Genomic DNA, 2649 nt, shown 5'->3' with positions numbered 1-2649 from the left:
ATGCTCTCGACCACGATGGGCATCTTGCCGAGGCGATTGAACTCGTCGAGCATGATCATCACTGGCCACGGCTCATCCGGTCCGGGATCTTTTTCCTGCATGGCCGAGAGAAGATCGGAGAAAAACAGCCGGATCAGGGGTGCGAGCGGCTTCACCATGAGGGGCTGGACGACGAGATAGACCGAAAAGGGTTTCTTGCGGATCGTCCGGAAATCAAAGTCCGACACGGCCGTCGCCTCATCGATGGCCGGGTTTTGCCATTGATCGAGCCCCGAGGTCATCAGGAGCGAGACATAGGAGGTCAGCGTATCGTTGTTGGTCGAGGCCAGCCGGGTGAAGATCAGCTTGGCGGCCCTGTTGTCCACCTCGTGGCCCCGCGCGAAATACTCCTTCTGCTTGTTCCCGCCCGACGCCGCGATGCGGTAAATCTCGCCCAAGGTGGGGCGCTTGCGCTGGAAGGCCAGCAGCCCTGCCGCCACGAGGAGATCGATCCCGCCTTTAAGCAGGCCCTGCACCCGGTCGTTGTCGCTCTGCAGGAAGAGCGTCGCCAGGAGCTGCAATTCCATCTGCTGGCGCGCGGGATCTTTCAGCTCGAAGATGCGCAGGAGCGGGTTGTAACGATGCGTGCGCTTGCCCTCCCAATCGGTGGGGGCAAAGCGATAGACCTTGTCGCCTTGGGCTGCGCGGTGGCGGGCCGTTGCCTCGAAACACTCGCCCTTCACATCGAGCGTCACGGCGGAGCCTTGCCAGGTCAGCAGGTTCGGAATGACAAAGCCCGTGGTCTTGCCGCGGCCCGTGAGGGCCACGATCAGCGCATGGGGGAAGACCTTGGAGCAGATGTAGTTGGCGCGGGAGCCCGGCGGCCCCAGCTTGCCGAGGATGAACCCGGTGCCCGGCGCCCCGAAGAAGCCATTGGCCTTCATCTCGCGCGCGGTCTGCCAATGGGTCTGGCCAAACCGTGTCAGGGCGGACCCTGAGAGGGCGAGGCTCAGCATCAGCCCGGCGGCGGCGAAGCTGCCGATGATCAAGTGAATAAGTTGCGCGTCCTCCGGGCGGCGATTGAGGATCGCCATGTAGTTCTGCGCGATATAGGCAAAGTCGATCTCGGCGCCGAAGCCGAGATCCTGGTAGGTCAGCACCGCCGAAGCGATCGTATAGCCCATGGCACCGGTCACCAGCGTTACCAACAAGACACCGGTCGCGATCCGCGCCTTTCCCATGGCGGCGCTCAATGGACGTGACCCCGCTCGGTCTCGCCATCCACGTCTGTGGTGCGGTGTTTTTCGTATTCGGTGTCGGCAAGATCATCGACCACCTGGCGCAAGGCCTCCGTGTTGGCCGTTGCTGCATCCGATTGCAGGTAGACCTTGGCGACATAAAGCCGGTCGAGGCGGTCCTCGAGAACCTTGTCCAGCGCATCGGCATCGCCGGATGTGAGCCGCTCGAGTTGACGGTCATCCAGCGCCCGCGCGATCTCGTCGCGGAAGGCGTCCCGCTCCGCCTCGGTCTCGAAGGGCGCGGACAACTCCCCCGCCCGCTCATGGTCCAGGACACGCGCAATCTCGTCTGCAAGGCGGTCGGCACGGTCAGACTGCGAAGCAGTTTCACCGCGGGCTGCGAGGAGTGCGTCGCGCGTGCCAAACCCAAGCCCGTCGCGCATCTCGTTTTCGCGGCGGACCTGATTGATGACCTCCGTGTCGCGTATCTCGACGACGGCCGCATAGGTCGCGCCGAGCCCGCGGGCGAGGTGGGACGGGATGTCCGGATAGCGCGCTCGTAAGTCATCCGTGACAGCATCTGCAACGGGCGTGCGGAGGTCGCGTCCCTCCATGATGCGGTCGACCTCGCTGGTGATCTCGCTGGCGCGGGCCACATCGGTGATGGTCTCCCTGTAGGGCTCAGACCGGTCGATCACATCGCCGGGGCGTGCGAGCAGATCCGGGTGTGCCTCGAGATACGCGCGCTGCTCCGTCTCGATCCGGCGCTCCGCCCTTGAGACAACCTCCCAGTCCCGGTCCTCGATCTGCTGCGCGGTCAGGCCCTCTGCGCGCATCTCCTGACGGATTGTCCCTTCCATCGCCCGCACCGCGCCCTCATGATAATGGAACTGCTCGCTGATCGGTTCCGCTTCCATGACGCCATCCCGGCGCAGCACGTTTTCCCGTTCCAAGAGCGTGCCGAGCGCGACATGCACATCGTTGAGACTGTCTCGCGCCTGTTCCAGATCGGCGCGGCGCCCGAGGTTCAGGTTCCGCGCCTCGGCCACTTTGGAGAGATCATTGGCGATCCATTGATGTTCGAGCGCTGCATTTGACGCGCCCGTCTCGATCCGGGCCACCACTTCCGATGTGCTGATCCCTGTGCCCCGTAGTGCCGCGTCAATGCGCGATCTCAGGTCGGGCTCGGCCAGTCGCTCGCGCTGGCTGGCGTCGATATTGGCTTCGGAATAGATCCCGCCCTCCGAGGGGGTCTCTGACAGCGTGGATGATCGCAGCCCCAAGGGCTGCATGTGCTGGACCTGCGTCTGGATCTCGATGAGGCGCTTTTCCAGCATGGGACGTTCCGCGTCAGACTTCTCGGCGATCATGCCCTGCACTCGCGCGAGCTTTTCCGCATAGAGGCTTCTGAGATCCTCGAAGCTTTGATCCT

At 63.8% G+C, this 2649-nt stretch carries 2 protein-coding genes; both read right to left on the bottom strand.

Features of this window, described 5'->3' with window-relative positions; translation table 11 throughout:
* On the bottom strand, positions 1-1220 hold a 1220-nt coding region (locus tag A3764_RS23005), incomplete at its 3' end, for a type IV secretory system conjugative DNA transfer family protein (RefSeq protein ID WP_161487540.1).
* 8 nt (positions 1221-1228) lie between these two features.
* A partial coding sequence (locus A3764_RS23000; protein WP_067952153.1) for an endonuclease occupies positions 1229-2649 on the bottom strand: 1421 nt, incomplete at its 5' end.

This window comes from Sulfitobacter sp. HI0129, assembly GCF_001635395.1.
In the GTDB taxonomy this organism is placed as follows: domain Bacteria; phylum Pseudomonadota; class Alphaproteobacteria; order Rhodobacterales; family Rhodobacteraceae; genus Sulfitobacter.
This window is presented reverse-complemented; position numbering and strand designations above follow the sequence as displayed.